This window comes from Sphingomonas echinoides ATCC 14820 (assembly GCF_000241465.1).
Classification (GTDB): Bacteria; Pseudomonadota; Alphaproteobacteria; order Sphingomonadales; family Sphingomonadaceae; genus Sphingomonas; species Sphingomonas echinoides.
On the sequence record NZ_JH584235.1, the window covers coordinates 733,267 to 750,245 of the forward strand.

The window sequence follows — 16,979 nt, forward strand, 5'->3', positions numbered from 1 at the left end:
CCACAGCGTCGGCTCTCCACCCAACCGCTACGCCCCCGCCCTCAAACCAACCCAGCCGCCGCCAGCCCCGCATCCACCACGCGCTGGCTCGCTTCGCTCGGCCAAGTCATCGGCAAGCGCAACGCCTGCGGAAAGTCGGGCCGCACCCGGCTCAGTGCATATTTGACCGGCCCCGGCGAAGCATCGGTGAACAGCGCCACGTGCAGCGCAAACAGCCGGTCGTGCAACTCCAGCGCCGCCGCATACTCCCCCGCCGCGCACGCCGCCTGGAACGCCGCGCATAGCGCAGGCGCGACATTGGCGGTCACCGAGATGCACCCCACCCCGCCCGTTACATTGAACGCCAGCGCCATGTCGTCATTGCCCGAAAGCTGCACGAACCCGGCCGGGCACGCCCCACGCTGCGCCGATACGCGCTGGATCACCCCCGTCGCATCCTTGATGCCGACCACGCTGGGAAAAGCATGCGCGATCCGCGCGACCGTCTCGACGGCAATGTCGGTTACGGTGCGACCGGGCACATTGTAGAGCACGATCGGCAAGTCGCACGCCTGCACCACCGCCTCGAAATGGCGAAAGATGCCTTCCTGATTGGGCCGGTTGTAATAAGGCGGCACCATCAGCGCGGCATCGGCACCCGCTGCCTTGGCCGCCTTGATATTGTGGATCGCCACGCGCGTATCGTTGGAGCCTGCCCCCGCAATCACCGGCACGCGGCCCTTGGTCTGGTCGACGCAGATGCCGACGATGTGGAAATGCTCCTCCGCGCTCAGCGTGGCCGCTTCGCCGGTGGTGCCGCACGGCACCAGACCCGTCGAACCTTCGTCAATCTGCCATTCAACCAGGTCGCGATAGGCCGACTCATCAAACGCGCCGTCGGCGGAGAACGGCGTGACGAGCGCCGGGATCGATCCCGAAAACATGGTTAAGCTGCTCCTGAGAGACGGAATTCCGTCGCATTTTTAGATTTGTCGCGCGACAAATACGGACGAAAGGCATATTCTGTCTATATGATTGCTTCGCTCCTTAAATCAGCCCTGTTGCTGGCAGGGGTTTCCACCATCGCGGTGACGTCGAGCGACGCACAGGATCAGCTTGGCTGGGGTCGTGCGACACAGGTGCTGGCGGGCACGACCGCAAATAACGCCGCGCTGGCCGCATCGATCGTCGAGTGGAAGGCGCTGCAACAGCCCAGCGGGTATAGCTTCGAACGCTATGCCCGTTTTCTGCTCGCCCATCCCGGCTGGCCCGGGGAGATGGGGCTGCGGCGCGCGGCGGAGCGGTCGCTCGATCTGGGCGGCTGGTCACCCTCGACCGTCGTATCGTTTTTCCACCGCTTCCCGGCCTTGACGGGGTCGGGCCGCACGCGCTTTGCCGAAGCGCTGGCAGCCACGGGCTCGCGTGAGGAGGCCAATGCCGCTGCGCGTGCGGCCTGGGTCGCGGGCTCGCTCTCGACCGCCGATGAAGCGCGGATCATCACCGGCTTTGCGAATGCGCTGACCCCGTCCGATCACAATGCGCGGATGGACATGCTGCTGTGGCAGGGCGCGCTTGCAGCGGCGCAGCGGCAGATGGCGCTGGTCAGCCCTGCGTGGCAGCCGGTGTTCGCCGCCCGCCTTGCCTTCCGCACCAACGCCCCTGATGCAGCCGAACGTGCCGCAGCGACCCAGCAATATGGCGCGGCCGATCCGGGCTGGCTGGCGGATCGCGCCAATTGGCTGCGGAGCACCGGTGCCTCGGCCAGCGCGCGCACCTTGCTGGCGCAGCGCCCCGCGCTGGCGATGACGCCCGGCAGCCCGGGACAATGGTTCGAAGTGCTGCTGACCAACGCCAAGGCTGCGGCTGCGGATGGTCAGGCGACGTTGGCCTATGACATCGCGCGCAAGGTCAGCGATGCCTATCCCGCCGGCACCGATGTCAGCACCCGCCCCTATGGCGAGCGCGACGATTATACGAGCCTCACCTGGCTGGCCGGGCAGACCGCGCTGAAGCAACTCGCCCGCCCTGCCGATGCCGTACCGCTGTTCCTGCTCTACGCCAGCGCATCGCGCACGCCGACGACGCAGTCCAAGGGGCTGTACTGGGCCGGACGCGCGGCAGAAGCCGCCGGGCACCGCGACGAGGCCAATGGCTATTATGCACGCGCAGCGGGCTTCCGCGACCTGTTCTATGGCCAATTGGCGAGCGAACGCATCGGCCAGCCGCTCAACCCGCCGGGCGACCCGATCCTGCGCCCGGTCGGGCCGGATGTGCGCGCGGCTTTCTACGCCCGCGAGACGGTACGCGCCGCGCAATATCTTGGGACGACGGCGGCATGGGTCGACCAGACCGCCTTCGTCCGCCAGATCGCGATCGACGCCAAGACCGATAGCGACCATGTCCTGTCGACCGAATTGTCGCGCACGCTTGGGCGCCCCGATCTGGGCGTGATGGTCGGGCGCAGCGCCCTGCAAAACGGCCTGAGCGAATACTCGACCGTCGGCTTCCCCAATGTCCGCGTGCCTGTGGCCAGCCAGGATGACTGGACGATGATCCACGCCATCGCCCGCCAGGAAAGCCAGTTCGATCGCGCCGCGATCAGCCATGCCGGCGCGCGCGGGCTGATGCAGTTGATGCCGGGCACCGCCCGCGACACCGCCACCAAGCTCGGGCTCAGCTACGATCCGTCGGCTCTGACCACCGACACCGATTACAACATCATGGTCGGATCGACCTATTTCCGGCACATTTACGGGATTTACGGCAGCTATCCGCTCGCCGTCGCGGCGTACAATGCCGGACCCGGCAATGTGAACAAGTGGCTGCGCGCCAATGGCGATCCGCGCTTGCCGGGCGTGGACATGGTCGACTGGATCGAAGCGATCCCGATCTACGAGACCAAGAATTACGTGCAGCGCGTGCTCGAAAACGCCGTGGTCTATGATTTGATGAACCCGAGCCGCGCGCGGTCTTCGGGTGCGAACCGGATCAGTTGGTATCTGGGCAAGACCATACCGGGCTGAAACACCCGATCTTGGGGATGACAGCGCACCGGCACCTGTGGTGTAGCATCCACAATGGACGATCGCCCAAATTACATGACTCCGGCGGGCTATGCCGCGCTGAGTGCCGAATATCAGCAGTTGCTGGGCGAGGAGCGCCCCAAGCTGGTCGACGTCATCTCCTGGGCGGCGGGCAATGGCGACCGTTCCGAGAATGGCGACTATATCTATGGTCGCAAGCGCCTCCGTGAAATCGACCGGCGGCTGGGGTTTCTGGCGCGGCGGATGAAGGCGGCGAAGGTGATCGACCCAGCAGCGCAGCCGGACCGGGGGCGCGTATGGTTCGGGGCGACGGTGACGATCGCCGACCCTGAAGACTTTAGCGACACCGCCGAACGCACGCTGACGCTGGTCGGGGACGACGAGACCGACGCCGCTGCGGGACGGATCGGCTGGAATGCGCCGATCGCGCGGGCGCTGCGCGGGGCCGCAATCGGCGACGTGCGCCGTGTCACGCTCCCGGCGGGCGAGCGACAATATGAGGTGATTGCGATCTCCTATCCGTGAAGAAACGCGAACACGCGACGGAAACTGCAGGATTTACGACGGAACCGGCAGGAACGACGATGACTTCGCGCACGTGATGCTACAGCACGGTGATCGCGCGTAAGACGATGCGGCGAATATAAGGTTGATGACAATGGCAGTGGTGCAGCGGGTGTTCGTCACCGGCAAGGTTCAAAATACGGGTTTTCGGGACTGGGCGGTGCGCCGCGCGCAGGAATGTGGCGTAACCGGTTGGGTGCGCAATTTGAAGGACGGGCGGATCGAAATGCTCATCGCGGGCGAGGACGACGCCGTCACCGCCATGACCGAGGCGTGCCGACAGGGCCCTCCGCTCGCGCGGGTCGATCATCTGGAAGCCAATGCCGATAGCGAGCGCGTCCCCAAGGGGTTCACCAAGCGCTTCACCGCATGACCAGCGCGGGGAGCGGCGTGGCACTTCCACGCCGCTCCTCCGGACCTTATCGCGTCAGTTTCTTGTAGGCGAGCCGCGTCGGTCGGTCGGCCGCATCGCCCAAGCGGCGGCGCTTGTCTTCCTCATAGCTTTCGAAATTGCCCTCGAACCATTCGACATGGCTGTCGCCTTCGAACGCCAGGATGTGCGTGGCGAGGCGATCGAGGAAGAAGCGATCGTGGCTGATGACCACGGCGCATCCGGCGAAGGATTCGAGCGCCTCTTCCAGCGCGCGCAGCGTCTCGACGTCGAGATCGTTGGTCGGTTCGTCGAGCAGCAGGACGTTGCCACCCTCCTTCAGCATCTTGGCGAGGTGGACGCGGTTGCGCTCACCGCCCGAAAGCTGGCCGACCTTCTTCTGCTGGTCCTGCCCCTTGAAGTTGAACGCGCCGACATAAGCCCGCGTGCCCAGCTCCTGCTTGCCGAAGCGGAAGACCTCCAGCTTGTCCGAGATTTCCTCCCAGACATTGTTGTTCGGGTCGAGGTCGTCGCGCGACTGGTCGACATAACCGAGCTTCACGGTCTGACCGACCTCGATCGTGCCTTCGTCCGGCGTTTCCTGGCCGGTGATGAGCTTGAACAGCGTCGACTTACCCGCGCCGTTCGGCCCGATCACGCCGACAATGCCGCCCGGCGGCAGCGTGAAGTCGAGATTCTCGAACAGCAATTTGTCGCCATAGGATTTGGTCAGGCCCTTGGCCTCGATCACCTTGCCGCCAAGCCGTTCGGGCAGCTGGATCAGGATCTGCGCCTTGCCGACGGCGCGGTTTTCCTGCTTCTCCATCAGCTCGTCGAATGCGCGGATACGCGCCTTGGACTTGGTCTGGCGCGCCTTGGGGGTCTGGCGCATCCATGCCAGCTCGTCGGCGATCGCCTTGGCCTTGCCTTGCTCCTCGCGCTCTTCCTGCTCGAGCCGCTTCACCTTCTTTTCGAGATAGCCCGAGTAGTTGGATTCATAGGTGTAATAGCGCCCGCGATCGAGCTCGAGCACCCAGTTGACGACATTGTCGAGGAAGTAGCGATCGTGGGTGACGAGAATCACGTTGCCGACATAATCGCGCAGGTAATTTTCCAGCCACGCAACGCTTTCGGCGTCGAGATGGTTGGTCGGTTCGTCCAGCAGCAGGATGTTGGGCTTTTCGAGCAGCAGCTTGCACAGCGCAACACGGCGCTTTTCACCACCCGACAGGTTGGTGACGGCGCTGTCGCCCGGTGGGCAGCGCAGCGCTTCCATCGCGATTTCAAGCTGGTTGTCGAGGCTCCAGCCATCGGCGGCGTCGATCTTTTCCTGCAACTCGCCCATTTCGCCGAGCAGCGCGTCATAATCGCAATCCTCGGGCGGATCGCCCATGATCGCGACGATCTCGTTATAGCGATCGACCATGTCGGCGATCGGCCCCGCGCCCATTTTGACGTTTTCCATCACCGTCTTGGTCGGGTCGAGCTGCGGCTCCTGCGGCAGATAGCCGACCTTGATGCCCTCGGCCGCCCAGGCTTCGCCGGTGAAATCGGGGTCGATGCCGCCCATGATCTTCATCAGCGTGGATTTGCCCGAGCCGTTCGGCCCGATGATCGCGATCTTCGCGTCAGGCAGGAACTGCAAATGGATGTTGTTGAGCACCGGCTTGGGCGCACCGGGGAAGGTCTTGGTCAGGCCCTTCATTACATAGCTGTACTGCACGGCCATCGGCTGCGGGCTCCGGGATCGAGAAGGATGGATTTGAGTGGCGGCAGATAGCGACCGCCAGCGCGATTGGCAACGCGCCGACGACAGAGGTACCGCTCAGCGACAGGGGCGCAATCTTCAAAGGCGGATTTCAACGGTCCCATGCGATTCCCGTTGCAACCGCCGCGTGTCTTGGTCTTACTCTGGTGTTGACCAACCTTCCACCCGCCGCGCGGCAACGCCGCTCGGTGCTTTCCGCATCAACCCTTTGCCAACAGACGGGAACCGCCCTTGATCAAGCTTCGCGCCTTCGCCCCTGCCACGATGCTTCTCGCCACCACGGTGCTGGCGACACCCGCGCTCGCCCAGCGCGTCGCGCCGCCTGCGGTGGCGATCGCACCGACGGTGACCGCGCTGCGCGATGCGGCGCTGAAGGACGATGTTGCCTATGATATCGTATCGGGCATCACCACCGAGGTCGGCCCGCGCCCGGATGGCTCCCCCGCCGAAGAACGCGCGCGGCAATGGGCCGTCGCAAAACTGAACGCACTCGGCTTCAAGAACGTGCGAATCGAACCCTATGAACTCAAGAACGTATGGGTGCGCGGCGTTGAAACCGCAGAAGTTCTGGGCAGCTATGCGCAGCCGTTGCGGTTGACCGCTCTCGGCAATTCGGGTGCCACGCCCGCTGCGGGGCTGACGCTGCCCGTCGCCTATTTCGCCAGCTTCAATGATTTGCTGCTCGCTCCTGCCGGCAGCCTCACTGGCAAGATCGCCTTCGTCTCCAATGCGATGCAACCAACGCAGGACGGGTCAAGCTATGGCAGCCAGGGCATGGCGCGCTTCGTCGGACCAAATATTGCCGCCAGCAAGGGCGCGAGCGCGATCGTGATCCGCTCGATCGGCACCGACCATGGCCGTGGGCCGCATGCGGGCACGACCAACTTCGCGCCCGGCGTAACGCCGATCCCCGCCGCCGCGCTGTCGGTTGCCGACGCCGAAAATCTCGAGCGGATCGTCAAACTCGACAAGCAAGTTAAGCTGCACCTCACGCTGACGCCGACGGTGGTGCCCAGCCGCATGTCGGGCAATGTCGTCGCCGAAGTGCCCGGCACCGATCCTGCGGCGGGCACGATCTTGATCGGCGGGCATCTCGACAGTTGGGATCTTGGCACCGGCGCGATCGACGATGGCGCGGGCATCGCGATCACCGCAGCGGCGGCCAAGCATCTGCTCGATTCGGGCCCGCATCGCCGCACGATCCGCGTCGTGGGGTTTGGAGACGAGGAAACGGGCGGCTTTGGCGGCGCGGCCTATGCCAAGGCGCATGCCGGGGAAACCCATGCTCTGGCCTCCGAATCCGATTTCGGGGCGGATCGCGTGTGGCGTTTCGAGACCAATTTGCCGGAAAGCGCCAAAGCGGTTGGCGATCGTCTCGCGGTCGCACTCGCCCCGCTCGGCATCGTGCGCGGTGCGGGTGTCGGCGGCGACGGAACCGATGTCGGCCCGACGCTCAAGACCGGCGTTCCGGCGGTTGATCTTAACCAATCGGGCCTGCGCTATTTCGATTATCACCACACGCCCGAGGACACGCTCGACCGGATCGACCCCGAACAATTGCGGCAGAACGTCGCGGCCTGGACGACGATGCTCGCCATCGTGGCGGACGCGCCCGAAGCGATGGGGCCGGTAACCCCGAAAAAGTAACCATAACTCAACCCGTCGCAAATGTGGCGGAAAGGTGGCATTTGCGGTAACTTATGGCGAATTTAAGATTGACGCACCGCAACAGGACGTTATGCCACCAGCCTTCGCGACGGCGTTGGGCCGCTCGTGAAACTGCTAATTTGCTTGGGAGCAATTGCATGAAGAAGATCGCCCTTGTTCTCGTTGCCGCCGGTGCCCTGTCGCTCGCTGCGTGCCACAAGAACCCTGAAGCTGCCGCCATCGAGAACAATGCCGACGTCATCGCCGACGGCATCGACAACAACGCTTCGGTCCTCGACGACGTTGCGTCGAACACCTCGAACGCTGCAGCCGCAGACGTGATCGCAAACTCGGCTGACGCACTGCACGACAAGGCGGACAACGTCCGTGACGCAGGCGCAGCCAAGGCTGACAACGTTACCAAGTAAGACTGTCGGGGCGTTTCACCCCAGTCTGACGAATGGGGCGCTTCCTTCGCGGGGAGCGCCCTTTTTCGTTGGGTCAATAACCGCGCTGCGCAAGCGCGATATTGAGCGCGTACAGCCGCACCGCAATGTCGCGGCGATACGATATCGCAGGCGGAGATAGCGCCAGCGCCCGCGCCCAATAAGGCTGCGCGGCGCGGAAATCGCCTGCCTCGACATAGGCCAGGCCTTCGAAAAAGGGAGGCGCTGGGTGATCGGGCGCGATCTGGGTCGCGTGGTTGAAGGCAAAGCGGGCTGCAGGCGAAACCATGCCGTCATGTTGCGCCAGCGCGGTGCCGAGCCCGACCCAGAGGGTAAGGCTGCGCGGATAATGGTTCAGCCCCATCAGCACCACCTGCACGCCGCTGTCGCGGCTGCCACGCCGCATCAACGCATCGGATGCGATCAGATACGCCCCATCCCCCGAAAATCGACCGAGCAGCGCCCCGCGCAGATCGACGATCGAGGGATCGATCGCAACCGTTGCGGCATCCGCTTGCGCGGGGCTGCCCGGGAGCATGGCCCGGCCCTGCAGGGCGTAGCCGAATATGCCGAGCCCAATGACCGGCGCAGCGATCGCCAATACGTGCCGCGAGACACCCGCGCGCCACAGGATGAGCGCGACCAGCGCAGCGATCAGCACCAAGGACACCCAGCCGTTCATATCAGACCCATCGCGCTTGCCATCGCGCCACTTTAGGCCATTTTGTCGTCGCGTCGACGCGCAACCCCATGTCGGCCCCGCGCGTTCGCCCCCAAACGGTGCAAGGAATCGATATCGTGAAACAGTTGATCGCCTTCGACCTCGACGGGACGCTGGCCGAGAGCAAGCAGAAGGTCGGGGATGAAATGGCCGGGCTGCTCGACCAGCTGCTCGCGCGCGTGTCGGTTGCCGTCATTTCCGGCGGGGATTGGCCGCAATTCGAGAAGCAGGTGGTTGCTGCCCTGCCCGCCACCGCCGCGATCGAGCATCTGTTCATTATGCCAACCACCGGCACCAAGCTGTATCGCTTTAGCGATGGTACATGGCGCCCGGTCTATGCCGAAATCTTCGCGCCGGCCGAGCGTGACCACATCCTCAGCGCGCTGACCGAAGCGACAAAGAAAGCAGGCTTTGCCGACGAGAAAATCTGGGGCGAGCGCGTCGAGGATCGTGGCAGCCAGATCACCTTTTCCGGGCTTGGTCAGGAAGCCCCGCTCGACGCCAAAAAAGCCTGGGACCCCGATTTCGCCAAGCGCAAGGCAATGCAGGTGCTGCTGCGCAAGGCCCTGCCCGATCTCTCGGTCAATATCGGTGGATCAACCTCGCTCGACATCACCCATGCGGGAATCGACAAGGCCTATGCGATGCGGCGGCTCGCCGAACATTCGGGCATCGTGACCGAGGACATGCTGTTCCTGGGCGACGCGATCTATCCCGGCGGGAATGACGATGCGGTGCGCGCGGCGGGCATGGACACGATCGCGGTGCGCGACGTGGCGGAAACCGCCACCGCCGTGCGGGCGATGATCGCCTGCCTGCCGAAACGTTAGCCCCGACCGATCAAGCGGCGCGCAATGCTGTCGGCCACGTCGGCGGCAGGCGCGCCAGTGCGGTCGCTCTCGTCCCACACTTCGATCAGGCGATCCGGAATCCGCGCAATGCGGGCGTTGACCTCGGCCTGGTCACCCTGCCCGAGATATTCGAGCCCGACATTGATGATGCCGCCTGCATTGATGACGTAATCGGGTGCGTAGAGGATCCCGCGCGCCTGCAGCGCCGCGCCCTCAGCCTTGGTCGCGAGCTGGTTGTTCGCGCCACCGGCGACAACCGTGGTTTGCAGCGCCGCAATCGATTCGGGCGTCAGGATCGCGCCCAGCGCGTTGGGGCTGACGATATCGGCCTTGATGCCCAGGATCGCGTCCGCCGCGACCGTCTCTGCGCCCAGTTCGGCCGCCAGCGCCTTGGCACGATCGGCATTGACGTCGGCCAACGTCAGCCGCGCGCCATCCTTGGCGAGCAAACGCGCAAGACCGCCGCCAACACTGCCGACACCCTGGATCGCGACATGCACGCCCTTCATCACGTCCGCGCCCAGACCGCGCTTGGCGGCAGCCTTGACGCCGAGATAGACGCCCATCGCGGTATAAGGTCCAGGATCACCACCTGCGCTGCCCGCCGCGACCGGCAGGCCCGACACGTGCTTGGTCATCGTCGCGATCGTCTTCATGCTCGCTTCGGACATGCCGACGTCTTCTGCCGTAACGTAGCGCCCGCCCAGCGACTCGACCACGCGGCCAAAGGCTTCGAGTTGCGCCTGGCTGATCGAATCGCCCGGCTTTGCCGCCAGCACGACGCCCTTGCCGCCACCCATGGGCAGGCCCGCCATCGCATTCTTGAAGCTCATCCCGCGCGATAGGCGCAGCGCGTCGGTGATCGCGCCGTCGCTATCGGCATAATGCCAGAAGCGCACGCCGCCCGCTGCAGGACCCAGCTTGGTCGAGTGAATCGCAATGACCGCACGAAGCCCCGAGGCAGGATCGGTGAAGAGGTGTACGCCCTCATGATCGTCGAAATCGGGGAAGCCCCAGCCGCTGGTCACGCTAGAATTCCTGGCTGCTTGAAGAAGTGGGGCGACCGACGGGACTTGAACCCGCAACATCCGGCATCACAAGCCGACGCTCTAACCAATTGAACTACGATCGCCGCAGAGCAAGCGCCCCTAGCGGGCGGCAGGGGCCAGCGTCAAGAATACAAGCTCAAAATTTCCCCTCAACCGCGAGAAGATATCCATTGGGCATGTGCTGAAACCCGCTGCGCTCCAGCTTTTGCGTGGCCGCAGCGTCGCTTGGCTTGGCCAAAAACTCGGCGCGAAAGCGTCCCGAATCCCACAACCGCACCGTCACTTGCTCGGTCCCGGCTTGGCTGACGAGCGGCAACAGCAGCGCACCCGCGTCACACCGCGCCGCGCCCGCCAGGCCCTGCCCCAGCGTGATTCCCGCAATATCGCCACCCAGCGTTGCCTTGACGCGCCCTTCGGCACGCTCGCACCGCCCGTCCACAAACCGCACGCTGACATCGTCCAGATCGATGGCGGTGATGGGCAGCGGCGCGAACGCGTCCCCGACGGGTACGCCAGCGGTCATCTGCTCGATTCCCACGCTGTGCCGCGAGACGCTGACCGCCCCGTGCAGGGCACGCCCGGTGCCCGACGGATGGCCGTCCAGCGCGAGTCGCGCCCGCCCGGCGAGCAACGCCCATGGCGACAATGCGGCATCGACATCGCCCAAAGCGATGCTGCCCAGTTGCGCCTCGCGCAACGACCCCGCCCACACGCTGCCACTGGCGGCCCGCGCGGCAAAGCCGGTGGCATCCAGATCGAACCACGCCAGCGCGAACCGCAGCGGCAACAGCAGGATCAACGCCAGCACAAAGATCGCGCCGAACAGCGCCGCCGGTCCGGTGCGCAGACGGATCATTGCCCCTGCGCCTTCAACGTCATTTGCACTGCCACCGTGCGATCGCCATTGTCGGTCGTTCCCAAGCGATCGACCAGCATGCCCGACGCTTCGAGATCGGCGATCCAGCCGATCAAAGCCCCGGGCCTGGCCGAGGCGATGGTGATCTGCACCCGGTCGCCCCCCTGCGGCACGACACTGGCGAGTGCGAAACCGGCATCGTTGGCGCGCGTCCGCACCATCGCTTCGAGCGGCCCGGCCAGCGGCGCGGCGCGGTCGGCCTGCGCGGCCTTCACCGCATCGACCCGCGCTTGCGTCTCGCCCAGGCGAATCACCGCATCGGCATGGCGCGTCCTGGCCGATTCGAGCGCATCGCCGAGCGGCACGACCAGGAAATAGCATAAGGCCAGCACCGCCATCGCCGCACCAGCCAGCAGCAGATACTGCTCGCGCCGGGAGCGGGCGCGATACCAGAGGAGCAAGCGCTCGGTCATCGCGGCTTCACCATGATGTCCCCCGTCACGCGCCCGCCGACCGACTGAAACTGCCCCATCGGCGTGGCACCGAGCCCGCTCGCCTCGATCCGGCGCTGGAGATCGAGGATTTGCCCCTCATTCTGAACGCCCACTGTCACGCGCATCGCGCCGTTCGAATCGAAGGACAGCGTGCGGATCTCTGTACCGGGCGTCGCGCGCATCGCCGCGAAAACGGTCGCGGCGGTGCGGCTGAAGCCGAGCCCGCCGCCGCGCAACCGCTCCAGCCGCGCGCTAAGCTGCCGGTCAGCGTCGTTCACCGCCTCGCCGCGCGCGAGGCCACTGCGGGCCAGCACATCGGCCCGGCGTTCGAGATCATCGGCGGCGAGCGAATAAGTCAGCAGTTGAACGCAGGTGATGAGCAAGGTCATCGCCAGCACCGCCCCGGCCAGCCAAGCAAGCCGCCGGATCAACGCCCAATCGATCGCCGTGGCCACCACCTTCGCGAACGGCCCCTGCCGCAGGTTGAGTACGGGCGCATGGGCCGCCGCGATTATCGCAGCCTCCATTTGGTCGCGCGGCAAAATCTCGGGCCTGACCCCGCCGGTGATGAGATCGGTCAGCCCGGCCTCGTCGGCAAAGCCGCTGGTCGGCCCGCGGACCACGCCCGCCCCGCCAATGTCCGCGCGGACATAACCCGTCTCCGGTCGCGGCAACAGCAACGGCGCGGGCAGCAGCACATCGGGATCGATACAATAGTCTGCGAGGACGCTGAGCCAGTCGCGCATCTGGGTCACCGCCACGACGGCGATCGGCCGTTCGACCAGCGCATCCTCGCGCCCCACCGCAACGTGCATTTCGCCGATCGGCGTTGCGCTGGCATCGGCGGCGAGCAAGCGCGCCGCTGCCACCGCCTGCGCAAGCGAGCGATCGGGCAGCTCGGCCCAGTGCAGCGTCACCGCGTCGGCGGGCACCACTGCGACGAGGTGCTCCTCGCCGTCTGCGGCCAACACGGGCATCCCCTCGCCCCGCCCGGTCACCCCATCGCCCGCGATCCGCAGCCAGCGCCACGCGGTGTCATGCGTCGGAACAAAGAGGACGAGCGTGTCGGTCATGGTCGCTCACCCCATTGGCGTGATACCAGCCGCGCGGGAAGGGCCGTTGCGTCAATCAGACCAGTTTGTTCGAGCCGAGTGCTGCCCAATGCGACATCGACGCGCAGCGCGAACCACGTCGTTTTGACATCGGTCTGCCCCGCACCGGTCGCGCCCGCCCCGCCAGCGAGCGCCGATTGCGACCAGAACGCCCCCGCATTGGCGAATCCTTTTGGCGGGCGCTGCAACAGCGCCTGGCGCACGGCCTCGACCGACAGGGTCTGGCCCAGCATCGCAATCAACGGTGCCTGTTCCGGCAGCACTGTGTTGACGTTGATTTTCGACGGCGTCGCGACGGGCAGCGTGCACAGCCAAGGTCGAAGCCGCTCATAATCGAGCCGCGTCACGCCGGCGACCGAGCGCAATTCGCTGGGATCGGTCATCAGCGTGTTGGCGGTGCGATAGGCGAGCTTACCGCCGCCATAGACGTTATCCTCGGCACCGCCATCGAGCGGACTGTTGTCGCTGTCGATCCAGTCCGCCGCCGCCGCCGCAATCGCATCGGGCGAGCGCGCGGTCGGATCAACCAGCGCGATCAAGCGCGCGAACTGCGTCCGCGCCGGGGTATAAGCGGCGTAGACGCCCGGCGTTACTTCAATGGCCAGGCTGTTGAGGTTGAAGCAATTCCCGCCATCGGTGACGGTCGCGGTGGCCGTGCCGTTGGGAATCGGCAGCGCGAAGGGCTGGCCGCTCCAGCCGCCCTCCAGCGTCACCTTGTCGGGGCTTTTCGACAAGAGATCGCTGATCTTGAACACCGCGAGCGTTTCCGCCGCGAACGAGAAGGCGCGGGCCTGGTCGAGCGCAACGGCATTGCCGCCCAACCGAGTCGCCAGCCGCAGCTTCTCGAGCGCGACCCCCGCCAGGACGGCAATGACGGCGACCAGCAGCAGCACCGTCAACAGCGCCGCGCCGCGCTCGGTCCTGGGCACCTCAGCGCGCATTGGTCACGCGCTTGCCATATCCGGTGCCGACGAGAAACATTTCGCGCGTCTCCACGCCCGGATCGCGCACGATGCGGAGTTCCAGTGCATCGGGCAGCGGATTTTCCGCATTGCCGATCCAGCGGTCGCTCCACGCGCCCTTGAGGCGATAGCGGAGTGCGACCGTGCGGATGTGCGACAGGAGCGGCGTTGGCGGCAACGCTTGCGCGCCATCAAGCATCGGATAGGCAATGCGGACCAGCGCGCCATCCTCGAGCCGATACTCAACCTTCTGTTCGGACGGGCGCGGCGCGCCATCGAGATTGCTCCAGCCACCGCGCACCACGCGCAGCAGCACCGCGCCATTGCTGCCCGATTCGCCGGTAAAGGCCGGCACCATCTCACCCCCCTCGCCGCGCGTCGTGCGCACCACCGCCTGGGCAAGGTCTGCGGTCAGGATTGCGGACAAGCGATTACGCGCCGACACCGCCTCCAGCCGGGCCCCGGTCACCCCCTGCGCCCGCACCGAAAAGGACAGGAGTGCCACGCCAGCCGCCGCCAGCAGGCCGAAGATCAGCAGCGAAATCATCACTTCGACCAGCGTGAAGCCGTGTTCGGCACGCCTGCTCATGGCTTGGTCGCCCCGTCGCGCACCATCGTGATATGCCCGGCGTTACGGCCCGCCTGATCCAGCACGGTCACGTCGATGCGCAGGATGCGCGCGTCGCCGGTAGGCTGCACCACGCGCGTCCACGCCCAGTCGCGCCCGCCATTCGCTTCGGTGCCGGTGGCAGTGCCGATGGTGGGCGGTCGGGCATCGGTCATCGCCTCGATCGCGATGTTGCGCGCCACCATTTGCGCCATCAGCGTGGTGTCGAGCGTCGCCGCCCCCCGGATCGTCGCGCCCTCCAGCCGGATCAGCGCGAGCGCGGCGAGGCTGAACACGGCGAGCGCGACCATCATCTCGATCAGCGTGAAGCCGCGCGCCGCTGTCGGCACCCTAACCACCGATTCGCACCGCGCCATCGGCGGCGACATGCACCACCACGCTCTCGCGCGACCGCGTGAGCGTCACGTCGAGCGGGCGATCGGCCATGCCGGTCGAATCGAACAGGATGCGGTCGCGCGGCGTCGCGCCGCTCGGCAGCGCCCGCGTGCCGCTGCTCCAGCGCGTTACCCGCAGCGGCTTCTCCCCCATCGCGACCCACGCGCCGTCCAGGCGTTCGTCAAAGCCATAGCCGCCCTCGGACACCCACACGCTGATCGGCCGTGCGCCCACCACCGCCAGATCGTGCGCCGCGCGGGTCCGTGCGGCGAAGCGCGCGGCCTCATCGGTCAGCCGTCCGCGCGGATCAGGTAGCGCCATTACGACAACGGCGCTGGCCAGGCCGATGATCGCGATCACGATCATCAGCTCGATCAGCGTGAAGCCGCGCTCGCGCGCGTTACTGCCAGCTACCGATATCGGCATTGGCCCCCTCGCCGCCTTCCTTATGGTCCGCGCCCAGCGTCCACACATCGGCCTCGCCATGCGCGCCGGGGGAGGCATAGAGATAGGGCTTGCCCCACGGGTCGAGCGGCAGTTTCTTGATATAGCCGCCCCGCTGATATTTGCTCGCATCGGCATCGGCCGGTGCCGACACCAAAGCCTGCAAGCCGTCGGTGGTCGAGGGGTACACATCGTTCTGCAATTTATAGAGATCGAGCGCGCCCTCGATCTGCGCGATATCGGCCTTGGCCTTGGTGATCTTGCCTTTGTCGCCCAGCGGCAGGACGTTGTACGTCACGATCGCGGCGAGCAGGCCGAGGATGACGATCACCACCATCAACTCGATCAGGGTAAAGCCCTGTTCAGTCGGGCGAACACGGCGGTTGGTGTGGGAAGCAGGCATTACAAACCTCATTGTCCGGCAAGCGTGTTGAGTTGCAGGATCGGTAGCAAAATGGATAGCACGATCGTGGCGACGACACCCCCCATCAGCACGATGATGAGCGGTTCGAGCAACGACAGCGCTGTAGTGGTGAAGCGGTCGAATTCACGCTCCAGATAATCCGCCGCGCGTTCCAGCATGTCGTCGAGCTGCCCCGCCGTCTCGCCCGACGCAGCGAGATAGGTCAGCAAGGGCGGGAACACCCCGGTCCGCCGCATCGCCGCCGACAGGCTGCCGCCACCGCGGATCGATTCGATGATCTCGTCTGACGCGCGTTTCAGGCGCAGATTGTGGATCGTGCCGCCGGTCAGCGTCAGCCCTTCGAGCAGCGGCAAGCGACTCGCCACCATCGTCGCAAGCGTCCGCGCCATCCGCGCGGCGTGCAGATCGCGCAGCAAGCGGCCAAGCAAGGGCAGCTTCAAAATCCACGTGTCGAACGCCAGCTTCACGCGGGGGTCCTTGAGCGCGCGCCACGCCCCCAGGCCGATCAGCACCGCCCCGATCAGCAGCGCCCACCAATAACCGACCAGAAAGGCCGACAGCCCCATCACCGCCCGCGTCAGCAACGGCAGTTGCTGCCCGACCGTATCGAACTGCTCGACCACTTGCGGCACCACGAACACCATCAGCGCCGTCACCACCGCCATCGCCACAACCGCCAAAACGGAAGGATAGGCCAGCGTGGTGATGATCTTGCCGTTGATCTCGGCCTGGCGCTCCAGCAACAGCGACAGGCGTTCGAGGATGACCGGCAACGCGCCCGAGCTTTCCCCCGCCGACACCATCGCGCGGTACAGCGCGGGAAAGCTTTTCGCCTCGCGCGCCATCGCCTCATGCAGCCGCCGCCCCTCGACCACGCCCGCATGGACCGATTCGACGATCGCGCGAACATGTTCCTGCTCGGTCTGGCGGACGATCGTGCGCAGCGATTCCTCCAGCGGCGATACGCGGTTGAGCGTGGCGAGTTGCCGCGTGAACAGCGTCAATTGCTTGGTGCTCATGCGCCGACGCCCCAAACGCACATCGGACAGCAGCGCCTTGCCCTTGGCCGGACGCCCGGAGCCGGGTTCGACCTTGACCACATACAGCCGCCGCCGATCGAGCAGCGTGCGGGCATCGTCGATCGACGGCGCTGCGATATGCCCGCGCGCTTCGCGCCCCTTGGTGTCGATCGCGATGTAATCGAAGTCAGGCATGAGCCCTGCCCCCCACATATCCTCCCCTTCC

19 protein-coding genes and 1 tRNA gene are annotated in these 16,979 nt (G+C 65.7%); 6 read left to right on the forward strand and 14 right to left on the reverse strand.

What is annotated here, in order from left to right:
- Positions 1-41 precede the first annotated feature (41 nt).
- On the reverse strand, positions 42-923 hold the full coding sequence (gene dapA / locus ON00_RS03405) for a 4-hydroxy-tetrahydrodipicolinate synthase (protein ID WP_010403162.1): 882 nt from the start codon (positions 921-923) through the stop codon (positions 42-44).
- A gap of 87 nt (positions 924-1,010) precedes the next feature.
- Between dapA and ON00_RS03410 the strand changes: the two genes are divergently transcribed.
- The 3 genes from ON00_RS03410 (at position 1,011) to ON00_RS03420 (ending at position 3,960) form a co-directional block, all read left to right on the forward strand.
- Positions 1,011-3,002 (forward strand): lytic transglycosylase domain-containing protein, encoded by a 1,992-nt coding sequence (locus tag ON00_RS03410; protein WP_010403164.1) that lies wholly within the window; start codon positions 1,011-1,013, stop codon positions 3,000-3,002.
- A gap of 54 nt (positions 3,003-3,056) precedes the next feature.
- Positions 3,057-3,548 (forward strand): GreA/GreB family elongation factor, encoded by a 492-nt coding sequence (locus ON00_RS03415; protein WP_010403166.1) that lies wholly within the window; start codon positions 3,057-3,059, stop codon positions 3,546-3,548.
- Between the two features lie 127 nt (positions 3,549-3,675).
- Complete coding sequence (locus ON00_RS03420) at positions 3,676-3,960, forward strand: acylphosphatase (RefSeq protein ID WP_154651272.1); 285 nt, start codon at positions 3,676-3,678, stop codon at positions 3,958-3,960.
- A 46-nt stretch (positions 3,961-4,006) separates the two neighbouring features.
- On the opposite strand, the gene ettA is transcribed toward ON00_RS03420, so the two are convergent.
- Positions 4,007-5,686: an energy-dependent translational throttle protein EttA gene (gene ettA / locus ON00_RS03425; RefSeq protein WP_010403170.1), complete on the reverse strand. Its 1,680-nt coding sequence runs from the start codon at positions 5,684-5,686 to the stop codon at positions 4,007-4,009.
- 270 nt (positions 5,687-5,956) lie between these two features.
- Here ettA and ON00_RS03430 point away from each other — a divergent pair, with 270 nt between their 5' ends.
- On the forward strand, positions 5,957-7,372 hold the full coding sequence (locus tag ON00_RS03430) for a M20/M25/M40 family metallo-hydrolase (RefSeq protein WP_010403171.1): 1,416 nt from the start codon (positions 5,957-5,959) through the stop codon (positions 7,370-7,372).
- Between the two features lie 158 nt (positions 7,373-7,530).
- Entirely contained in the window at positions 7,531-7,800 is a 270-nt protein-coding gene (locus ON00_RS03435) for a hypothetical protein (RefSeq protein ID WP_010403172.1), read from the forward strand.
- Positions 7,801-7,873: 73 nt separating this feature from the next.
- On the opposite strand, the gene ON00_RS03440 is transcribed toward ON00_RS03435, so the two are convergent.
- A complete protein-coding gene (locus tag ON00_RS03440) occupies positions 7,874-8,500 on the reverse strand; it encodes a tetratricopeptide repeat protein (protein WP_010403173.1) in 627 nt (208 codons plus the stop codon).
- A gap of 116 nt (positions 8,501-8,616) precedes the next feature.
- Between ON00_RS03440 and ON00_RS03445 the strand changes: the two genes are divergently transcribed.
- Positions 8,617-9,369, forward strand: a complete 753-nt coding sequence (locus ON00_RS03445; protein ID WP_029622405.1) for an HAD-IIB family hydrolase — start codon at positions 8,617-8,619, stop codon at positions 9,367-9,369.
- On the opposite strand, the gene ON00_RS03450 is transcribed toward ON00_RS03445, so the two are convergent.
- The 11 genes from ON00_RS03450 to gspF all read right to left on the reverse strand — a co-directional run bounded on the left by ON00_RS03450 (position 9,366) and on the right by gspF (position 16,948).
- Positions 9,366-10,418 (reverse strand): Leu/Phe/Val dehydrogenase, encoded by a 1,053-nt coding sequence (locus ON00_RS03450; RefSeq protein WP_010403175.1) that lies wholly within the window; start codon positions 10,416-10,418, stop codon positions 9,366-9,368. The genes ON00_RS03445 and ON00_RS03450 overlap by 4 nt on opposite strands.
- Positions 10,419-10,445: 27 nt before the next feature.
- A tRNA-His gene (locus tag ON00_RS03455) sits at positions 10,446-10,522 on the reverse strand.
- A 53-nt stretch (positions 10,523-10,575) separates the two neighbouring features.
- Positions 10,576-11,295: a type II secretion system protein N gene (gspN, locus tag ON00_RS03460; RefSeq protein ID WP_010403176.1), complete on the reverse strand. Its 720-nt coding sequence runs from the start codon at positions 11,293-11,295 to the stop codon at positions 10,576-10,578.
- Positions 11,292-11,768 carry a type II secretion system protein GspM gene (gene gspM / locus ON00_RS03465; RefSeq protein ID WP_010403178.1) on the reverse strand — a complete coding sequence of 159 codons (477 nt, stop codon included), beginning with the start codon at positions 11,766-11,768 and terminating at the stop codon, positions 11,292-11,294. Before gspM ends, gspN begins: the two co-directional genes overlap by 4 nt.
- Positions 11,765-12,862: a type II secretion system protein GspL gene (gene gspL / locus ON00_RS03470; RefSeq protein ID WP_010403181.1), complete on the reverse strand. Its 1,098-nt coding sequence runs from the start codon at positions 12,860-12,862 to the stop codon at positions 11,765-11,767. The genes gspM and gspL overlap by 4 nt, the downstream gene beginning before the upstream one ends.
- Positions 12,859-13,842 carry a type II secretion system minor pseudopilin GspK gene (gene gspK, locus ON00_RS03475; protein WP_010403183.1) on the reverse strand — a complete coding sequence of 328 codons (984 nt, stop codon included), beginning with the start codon at positions 13,840-13,842 and terminating at the stop codon, positions 12,859-12,861. The genes gspL and gspK overlap by 4 nt, the downstream gene beginning before the upstream one ends.
- Positions 13,832-14,452, reverse strand: coding sequence for a type II secretion system minor pseudopilin GspJ (gspJ, locus tag ON00_RS03480; RefSeq protein WP_010403186.1), 621 nt, complete (start codon positions 14,450-14,452; stop codon positions 13,832-13,834). Before gspJ ends, gspK begins: the two co-directional genes overlap by 11 nt.
- Positions 14,449-14,859 (reverse strand): type II secretion system minor pseudopilin GspI, encoded by a 411-nt coding sequence (gene gspI / locus ON00_RS03485; protein ID WP_010403189.1) that lies wholly within the window; start codon positions 14,857-14,859, stop codon positions 14,449-14,451. Before gspI ends, gspJ begins: the two co-directional genes overlap by 4 nt.
- Positions 14,822-15,292: a GspH/FimT family pseudopilin gene (locus ON00_RS03490; RefSeq protein WP_010403192.1), complete on the reverse strand. Its 471-nt coding sequence runs from the start codon at positions 15,290-15,292 to the stop codon at positions 14,822-14,824. The genes gspI and ON00_RS03490 overlap by 38 nt, the downstream gene beginning before the upstream one ends.
- Positions 15,267-15,713: a type II secretion system major pseudopilin GspG gene (gene gspG, locus ON00_RS03495; RefSeq protein ID WP_010403194.1), complete on the reverse strand. Its 447-nt coding sequence runs from the start codon at positions 15,711-15,713 to the stop codon at positions 15,267-15,269. The genes ON00_RS03490 and gspG overlap by 26 nt, the downstream gene beginning before the upstream one ends.
- 8 nt (positions 15,714-15,721) lie before the next feature.
- Positions 15,722-16,948 (reverse strand): type II secretion system inner membrane protein GspF, encoded by a 1,227-nt coding sequence (gene gspF / locus ON00_RS03500; protein WP_010403196.1) that lies wholly within the window; start codon positions 16,946-16,948, stop codon positions 15,722-15,724.
- Positions 16,949-16,979 lie beyond the last annotated feature (31 nt).

What these genes read in the sequence shown, in the direction of transcription:
- gspJ (WP_010403186.1), bottom strand. Translation starts at nt 14,452, where the DNA reads ATGAGCAGGCGTGCCGAACACGGCTTCACGCTGGTCGAAGTGATGATT.
- gspL (WP_010403181.1), bottom strand. Translation starts at nt 12,862, where the DNA reads ATGACCGACACGCTCGTCCTCTTTGTTCCGACGCATGACACCGCGTGG.
- ON00_RS03410 (WP_010403164.1), top strand. Translation starts at nt 1,011, where the DNA reads ATGATTGCTTCGCTCCTTAAATCAGCCCTGTTGCTGGCAGGGGTTTCC.
- ON00_RS03420 (WP_154651272.1), top strand. Translation starts at nt 3,676, where the DNA reads ATGACAATGGCAGTGGTGCAGCGGGTGTTCGTCACCGGCAAGGTTCAA.
- gspK (WP_010403183.1), bottom strand. Translation starts at nt 13,842, where the DNA reads ATGCGCGCTGAGGTGCCCAGGACCGAGCGCGGCGCGGCGCTGTTGACG.
- gspF (WP_010403196.1), bottom strand. Translation starts at nt 16,948, where the DNA reads ATGCCTGACTTCGATTACATCGCGATCGACACCAAGGGGCGCGAAGCG.
- gspG (WP_010403194.1), bottom strand. Translation starts at nt 15,713, where the DNA reads ATGCCTGCTTCCCACACCAACCGCCGTGTTCGCCCGACTGAACAGGGC.
- ON00_RS03415 (WP_010403166.1), top strand. Translation starts at nt 3,057, where the DNA reads ATGGACGATCGCCCAAATTACATGACTCCGGCGGGCTATGCCGCGCTG.
- gspN (WP_010403176.1), bottom strand. Translation starts at nt 11,295, where the DNA reads ATGATCCGTCTGCGCACCGGACCGGCGGCGCTGTTCGGCGCGATCTTT.
- dapA (WP_010403162.1), bottom strand. Translation starts at nt 923, where the DNA reads ATGTTTTCGGGATCGATCCCGGCGCTCGTCACGCCGTTCTCCGCCGAC.
- ON00_RS03490 (WP_010403192.1), bottom strand. Translation starts at nt 15,292, where the DNA reads ATGCCGATATCGGTAGCTGGCAGTAACGCGCGCGAGCGCGGCTTCACG.
- gspI (WP_010403189.1), bottom strand. Translation starts at nt 14,859, where the DNA reads ATGTCGCCGCCGATGGCGCGGTGCGAATCGGTGGTTAGGGTGCCGACA.
- ON00_RS03435 (WP_010403172.1), top strand. Translation starts at nt 7,531, where the DNA reads ATGAAGAAGATCGCCCTTGTTCTCGTTGCCGCCGGTGCCCTGTCGCTC.
- ON00_RS03440 (WP_010403173.1), bottom strand. Translation starts at nt 8,500, where the DNA reads ATGAACGGCTGGGTGTCCTTGGTGCTGATCGCTGCGCTGGTCGCGCTC.
- ettA (WP_010403170.1), bottom strand. Translation starts at nt 5,686, where the DNA reads ATGGCCGTGCAGTACAGCTATGTAATGAAGGGCCTGACCAAGACCTTC.
- gspM (WP_010403178.1), bottom strand. Translation starts at nt 11,768, where the DNA reads ATGACCGAGCGCTTGCTCCTCTGGTATCGCGCCCGCTCCCGGCGCGAG.